The 7,554-nt window shown below is 67.2% G+C and carries 3 protein-coding genes; all 3 read right to left on the bottom strand.

What is annotated here, in order from left to right; all coding sequences use genetic code 11:
- Nucleotides 1-60 precede the first annotated feature (60 nt).
- Nucleotides 61-354, bottom strand: coding sequence for a hypothetical protein (locus ABNS06_RS08015; protein WP_348673751.1), 294 nt, complete (start codon nt 352-354; stop codon nt 61-63).
- A gap of 204 nt (nt 355-558) precedes the next feature.
- Nucleotides 559-5,508, bottom strand: a complete 4,950-nt coding sequence (locus tag ABNS06_RS08010; protein WP_348673749.1) for a beta-ketoacyl synthase N-terminal-like domain-containing protein — start codon at nt 5,506-5,508, stop codon at nt 559-561.
- 31 nt (nt 5,509-5,539) lie between these two features.
- Nucleotides 5,540-7,554 (bottom strand): SDR family NAD(P)-dependent oxidoreductase (locus ABNS06_RS08005; RefSeq protein WP_348673748.1); only part of this gene is annotated, 2,015 nt, incomplete at its 5' end.

The following is a 7,554-nucleotide window of genomic DNA, read 5'->3' as shown; positions in this document are numbered from 1 at the left end:
GCGCCTTGCCTGGCCTCATTTCAGGCGGCAACTTGGCGGCGTGCATAGACCAGCGCTTCCTTAAGACAGAAAATCGACAATCTGACCGACTTCCAGATCCTCGACGTAGCTGCCGTTGTTCATCAGCAGCTTCTCGAACTGCACGTCGCGTTTGCCGATCTCCTCGTCGATTGCGACGACGAGCTGGATGATGTCGATGGACTCGAAGCCCAGATCCGTCATCAGCCGTGTCCGGCGCGTGATTTCCCCATCGAAGCCGGAATCGAAATCCCCCAGAAAGTCCTCCAGGATCGCGACGATCCTCGGAAAAATGTCCTCCAGCGTTTCATTTTTCATTGCTACCGCCTTATCCATGGCGTTCTCCTTCACATGCAACCTGGGTTGCGGGTCGTTCGGTCTGTGCGGGCATGCCTCCGGCATTCGAGCCCGTCGGTGTCGCGTCGTCCAGCGATGTTCATCGGTCAGCCGCGACCCGGACGGGCGTCCGGCCGCGTTGCTCCGGGTGTTGCGATGCCGGGTCGGGGGCTGATCCGTTGCGTGGCGCCTCATGATCCGGTGCTAGCCTGACGTGGTGGCGATGCTTCGCAGCACGGTGGGATCGGCCGCCATGCGGTCGCCTTCCAGGCAGATCGCCAGAACGGCGTCCGTGCCCTCGAAATAAACGGTGACGTCGTGCCGGGTCTCCCCGTGGATGACCTGGGCGCGGGTCGGCTGGCTGCCGAGGCGGTCGATGGACGTGAACTGGCAGTTCCAGTCACGGGGCCGGCCTTCCAGTCCGGTGCCCACCGACTTGGCGGCCGCTTCCTTGGCGGACCAGATCGCGACCGCGATGCGCGGCTGATCCGGTGCCGGCGCGCCGCGGATGACCCGGGCCTCCTGCTCGGTCATGGCGCCGCGGATGAGTTCCTCCAGGCGGACCTGCGCGATGCGCTGGTAGTCCACGCCCACCGACACCTCCGCGGCGGTCGCGACCGCGTAGCGGCGGCTGTGCGCGACGGACACCATCGGTGCGCCAACCTTCTGCAGCGCTGCGCAGCGCACGGACGGGGCGCCCATCTCGTCGGTGATGATTTCCACATCGGCGGGAGCCAGGTGCAGGCCATGGCGTGTCGCCGCCCACTCGCGGACTGCATCCTTCACCGCGATGCGTCCCATCAGCCATTCCTCACGGCGTGGTCCGGTTAGCGGCAGGTTGTAGAACGCGGCGCGTTCGTGGCGGGACAGCGCCATGTGGGCGAGCATGCGTTTCCAGATGCCCCAGCCCTGATCAAGAAAGCCTTCCTCGAAGGGGACGAGCATGCGGGTGATGAGGCCGTCGCTGCGACCGGCGTCGTGCTCGTCGGAGATGAACTCCGATTGCGGGCGCAGCCGGTAGTTGTAGTAGCGGTCGGGCACGGAGAACTTGCGGTCCTCCCAGTTTTCACAGCGCATCAGCAGCCGGCCGTTGCCGTCGATCATGTCGAAGGCCGCTTCCAGGCGCTGCGGATCGGTGAGCTTGAGGTCGCCGCGGCAGATCACCTCGGTGCCGGCCGCCGGTGGCGGCGCATAGGGTGTGAATCGGCCCAGGCGAAACGGGAAGCAGTTGAAGCCCCAGCCGTGCTTTTCGGTGAGCCAGTAGCCGGCGAGCTGGCCGGCGGCGTCGAGCAGGGCGGGGTCGAGCTGGAGCCGGGGCGTCTGGGTGAACGCGAAGTAGTTGTGCGTGGGCAGGGCCAGCATGTCCGCTTCGATCGCTTCTTCGGCCCAGCGACGCAGATGCTGGACGCCCTGCAGGCGCGGGCCGTGGAACATGCCGTGCGAATAGAGCTCGCCGTCAGGATTGCTGCGGGCGCCGTAGGAGTTGGGGGACGTCCACTCGATCGGCGTCGCCGGTGCATGGTGCTGCTGTCCGATGCGGACGATGCCTTCGAACACCAGGACCTGACCGTTGGGCCGCTCGGGGGCATCGAGGTAGAGCCTGCCGCGCACCGTGTCCGGACCCTGGCGTTCGGCCTCGATGTTGAGCGTGAGCGTGCCGTCGTCCAGCGCCAGCCAGCGATGGCCGCGGACTTCCCGCATCTCCACCACCTGACCGCCAGCCAGACGGACTGCCGCCTCGGCGAGAATCTCCATGCTGAACGTGAACGGCATCACCGGCAGCGGCAGCAGGCTGGGGTCCACCGCCGAGGGTTCGGAGCCGATGGTGTGGTCCATCAGGAACGGATCGTTCTCCAGCGTGTAGATGCGCTGGCTCAGCAGCCGCCGGTCGGTCAGCTCGATCATCTCGCCGAGCATGGGGAAGGCGGACCGGTCGAGCTGGCCGGTGGCCGGGTTCGGCGGGGTCGCGGGCTCCGCGGCGGGCGCGATGCCCGCGGTCTGGGGCTGGCCGGGCATGTCCGGCATCTCGGCCGGGGCCACACCGAAGACGCGTGCCTGGGATGCCAGAAACTGCTGCATCAGCTCGAAGTGAGAACGCACGGCGGCCAGACGCGGGTCGTTGCTGGCCGGGATCGCCGGTTGGGCTTGCCGCGCCGGTGCTGGCTCGGGAGCCACGGTCTCCTTCAGCGGAACGACCTTCGGACCCTTGGGAATCGAAGTCGGGTCCATGTCGGTGGAGCGACGATTCAGTCGTCTCGCCGGTTCCCAGTCGTCCGGAATATGCAGTGCCGGCAGATGCAGATTGAGATGCTGGCGCGGCTTGCCCTTCGCCGGGATGGTTTCCAGATCCATGACCGGGATATCGCGGTGACGGTACAGCGTGGTCAGATCCATGCTCACGCCGTTGGCGAAGAGGGTGGCCAGCAGGCTCTGGAACTGCTTCATGCCCCCACGGCGCCGGCTGTCGCAGGACATCGCCACGGCGGGATGCCGCTTGCCGAGAATGTCGCCGACAAAGGAGGTCAGGTTGGCGCTGGGGCCCACCTCCACCAGGATTCCGACGCCGTCGTCGACCAGTCGATTGATGGTGTCGGAGAAGCGCACCGTGGTCGCCCACTGCGCGCAGGCGAGATCGCGGATCGCGGTCGGCTCCTCGGGGAACGGCGCGGCCGTGGCGCAGCTGTAGACCTCGGCGATGCCGGGGCCCATGTCGGTGTCTTCGTAGAACTTGCGGAACGCCGTTGCGACCGGCTGGAAGCGTTCGGTGTGGTAGGCGCGCCCGAAGGGCAGCAGGGCGCAGACGGCGCCGGCGGCGGTCAGCGCTTTCTGTGCCTGCTCGACGTCGTCCCGGTTGCCGTAGAGCACGACCTGGTTCGGGCAGTTGTCCATCGCGACGACGAGCTTGTCGCTGAAGCTGTCCAGTACCTCGCCTCGTCGCTCGGCATTCATCGCGCCGACGGTCAGCAGGGCGCCGGATTCGATCTCGCCAGCGCGATCCAGTTCCTGATAGATCGTGTTCATGCGCCGGATGGCATCGGCCAGATCGACGCGCGAGGCCGCGCGCAGTGTTTGCGAGGCGACCAGGGCGGTGTTCTCGCCGGTGGAGTGTCCGACCATCACGTCAGGGCTGACGCCCAGATCGCTCAGCAGGGTGAACAGCGCCATGCTGGCGGTGAACACCGTCTCCGAGGCCAGATCCATGTCGTAGATACGGGCCTCCAGTTCGCGCCGGGCCAGACCCGGCAGACCGGTCGGGACCGGGAAGATGACCTCGCTGGGCTTGATGTCGCGGTGATCGGAGGTGGCGTCGATGAAATCGAACCACTCGCGCACCTGCGGGAAGTGCAGGGCCAGCTCGGCGAGCATGTTCGTGTACTGCGCGCCCTCGCCGGGGAACAGGAAGGCCAGCTTGCCGGGCATGTCGCCGAAGCTGTAGTGCACGCCCTGACGGGTCTTGAACGGCTTGTTGTCGGCCAGTTTCTGCATCGCGGCGTCGAGTTTTTCGCAGAGCTCCTCGACGTTGGCGGCGACGATGGCGAGCCTGTGCTCGCCGCTGCTGTCGGCCGTTGCCTTGGCGATGGATGGCAGCGACAGCGTCTGGTCGTTCTCGATCCGGACCTTGAGCCTGCGCACCGCCTCGATCATGGCCTGATTCGATGGCGCCGCCAGCACGACCAATTCGGTTGCCGATGCGTGCAGCATCGCGTCGTCCGGTGCTACCGGGCGCTTGGCCGCGATACGCGTGTCGGTGGGGATGTACTCCTCTAGGATGGCGTGGGCGTTGACCCCGCCGAATCCGAAGGAGTTGACGCCCGCCCGGCGCGGATGAGCCGCGCCGTGGACCCAGGGACGCGTCTCGTTGTTGATGTAGAACGGCGTTTCCTCAAGGTGCAGTGCCGGATTGACCTCGTCGCAAAGCGTCGGTGGCAACACCTTGTGGTGCAGCGCCAGCGCGGTCTTGATCATCGCCGCGGCGCCGGCCGCCGGAATGCAGTGGCTGATCATGGACTTGACCGAGCCGATGCCGGTGCGTGGCAGGTCAGCATCCGGTGCGCGGGCGCCGAAGATCGAACCCAGCGACTGGATCTCGGTCTTGTCGCCCAGGGCGATGCCGGTGCCATGCGCCTCGATCAGCCCGACCGTCGCCGGGTCGATATCGCAGGATTCGTAGGCGCGCTTGAGCGCGAGAACCTCGCCCTCGAGGCGCGGCGCGAGTAGGCCCTTGGCCTTGCCGTCGGACGAGGTGCCCAGGCCACGGATCACCGCGTAGATGTTGTCGTTGTCGCGTTCGGCGTCGGAGAGTTTCTTGAGCACCAGCATGCCGGCGCCTTCGCCGAGCAGGGTGCCGGACGCGCCGACGTCGAAGGGGCGGATATTGCCGCGGGTCAGTGCGCCCAGCTGGCAGAAGATCATCATCAGCTGCGGCGGCGTATGTGCCTGGCAGCCTCCGGTCAGCACCATCTCGCAGCGACCACTGAACAGCTCGCGGCAGGCGGACTCGACGGCGATCAGCGACGAGGCGCAGGCCGCGTCGAGGATGTAGTTCGGCCCCATCAGATCCAGCCGGTTGGCGATGATGCCGGTGGTGACGTTCGGGACCAGACCCGGGGACATCTCGGTGTTGAACGCCGGCAACTGCTTCTTCAGGCCCGCGCGCAGTTCGGCGATGTCCTGGTCATCGAGATCGGGGCGCAGCTGTCGGACCACGGCCAGTGTCTGGTCGACCATCATCCCGTGCTGCATCAGCGTGGTGTAGCCGCGGTTGATGTAGGTGCCGCGGCCGAGCACGATGCCGGCCTTCTCCCGGTTGAAGCTGCGATCGATGTAGTCGGCGTCACGCAGGGCGTCGCGGGCCAGGCGCAGGGCCAGGTAGTGATCCGGCTCGCCGCCGTCCACCGCCGTCGGCATGATGCCGAACTCGACCGGGTTGAACTCCGCGAGATCGTTCAGGAAACCGCCCTTCTTGGTGTAGATGCGGTCGTTTTCCTTCGAATCCGGGTCGAAGTAGGGGCCCAGCCATTCCTCGTCGGCATCGACGACGGCATCGACGCCGTCGACGATGTTCTGCCAGTACTGGCGGAGGTCCCGGGCGCCGGAAAAGCAGCCGGACATGCCGACGATGGCAACGGGTTCTGGGAAGCGGTCTGCATTCATGATGGTGGTCTCCGCGAGAGCTCGGGCTCTACTACTGTTGCGCGCCGCCGGACAGGCGGTTCAGCGCGCTGCTCATCGTTCCCTCCAGGTCCTCGCAGGACAGGCGGAGACGACCCTCGACGTCGTGGAACTGCACGTCGTAGCAAACAGCCGAGGCGTGCGGTGCCTCACGCATGCGCAGCGTTACCTTCACCGGTCCGCTGATCGGCCCCTGGCCGAAGCGGCGGATGCGGCCGAACCGGCTGGGCAGTGCGGTCAGGTCGTGATTGACGCGTGACCAGACAATGGCGAGCTGTGGTCCGACATCGAGCAGGCCCGGGTCGAACAGCCAGTCGCTGGACGGCTGGTTCAGCCACTCGGTGACATCGGCCGGGCGGGCGATCGCATCCACGCCGTCCTTGTTCACCGCATTGACCGCATCAACGAGCTGGAAGCGCGCCTTGTGGAACAGGTGCTCCGTGTAGATCGTCGCGGCGTCGTAGGTCGGGCCGGTCAGCGCCGTCGGCACGGCGGTGATTTCGGCGGCGGGTACCGACTGCGCCAGGATCACCGTGGCCTTGTACAGCGCCTGCTTGCGCTCGGGGTCCTGGATCTCGACCGCGATGGCCTGTGAGCCGGGATCGGAATGCGCGGCCGCGCGTGCCTTGAAGTGCACCGTGCGCGAGGCGTTGTCGTCCTGCAGGCTGATGCCGGACAGGGCACGCAGATCCTGGATTTCGACCACGTTCCAGTCCGGCCAGCCGGCGGCGGTGAACTCGGCGATCCACTCCAGGGCGCCGGTCGCCGGCAGCACCGGTTTGTTGTCCAGCCGGTGGTCGGTCAGGTACGGATCGGAGGCCAGCGTGAATCTGTGGTCCAGTGTCATCGCGCCGCCCGGACCCATGCGCAGCTCGTCGCGGATCAGCGGAAAGGCGCTGGCTTCCACGTCGGGCTCGCCGACCGCGCGCGGCGGTTCCGGCCACGGGCCTTCGCCGACGATGACCTCGGCGGTACCGGCGAGCTGTCCACCCAGCAGGTCCATGAAGGCGTCGCAGCCGTCGGTCAGCGGAATCGGCACGATGCCCTGGCTGCGGAACGCGGCCTTGACCGATTCGGTGGCCATGCCGGCGTCCCAGGGGCCCCAGGAGATCGCCATGCTGCGGGTTTGCGGCCAGCGGGCCTGCAACTGGCAGGCGAGGCGGGTCAGCGTCTCGTTGGCGGAGGCGTAGTCACCCTGACCGTTGTTGCCGTAGCGGCCGGCAACGCTGGCGAAGAATACGCAGAGCTTCAGCGACTCGGGCTGGAGCACGCGTGCCAGCGTGACGGCGGCGCGAACCTTGGTGTTGAACACGCGCTGGAAGGACTCGGGCGTCTTGTCCTTGAACAGCTTGTCCTCGATGACACCGGCCCCGTGGATCACCGCGTCGATGCGCCCGAACTCGCTGTAAAGGCCGTTGACCAGATCGGTCAGCGCCGTTTCGTCCGACACGTCGCAGCTGCGATAGTCGACGGTGGCGCCGGCGGCTTCCAGCTTGGCCAGATTGCCGCGAATCTCGCGGTCGGCCAGTGTGCGGGACACCCGCTTCTTGACGTCGGCGGGGGTCAGCGTCTCGCCGGCCGCCTTGGCGTTGCGGATGATCGCGGCCTGTAACTGATCGTCGGCGACGTCCGTCAGCGCCGGGTCCTCGGCGCCGGGCAGGGCGCTGCGACCCAGCAGGATCAGCCGCATGCCGGGGACGACCATGCGTTCGACCACGGCGGCGGTGATGCCACGCGCGCCGCCGGTGACCACGGTGATCCAGTCGCCGGCGGGTTCGACGGCGGCGCCGGTGTCCACGGTGGCCGGCGCCGGCACGGTGCCGAAGCCGTAGCGTTCACCATCCTGATACCCGACCTCGAAGGCCGGATCACGGCTGGTGACCTCGCCCAGCGCGCGCTCGGCGATGGCCTCGGGAGAGGCATCGGTCTCGAAATCGACCGCGCGGGCGATCAGCGACGGATATTCCTTGCGCAGGCAGTTGAACAGGCCGTTGGCCGCCCCGGCCACGGCTGACACCGTCGACGGAG

The sequence above is a fragment of the uncultured Abyssibacter sp. genome, from assembly GCF_964000955.1.
GTDB lineage: Bacteria > Pseudomonadota > Gammaproteobacteria > Nevskiales > OUC007 > Abyssibacter.
This window is presented reverse-complemented; position numbering and strand designations above follow the sequence as displayed.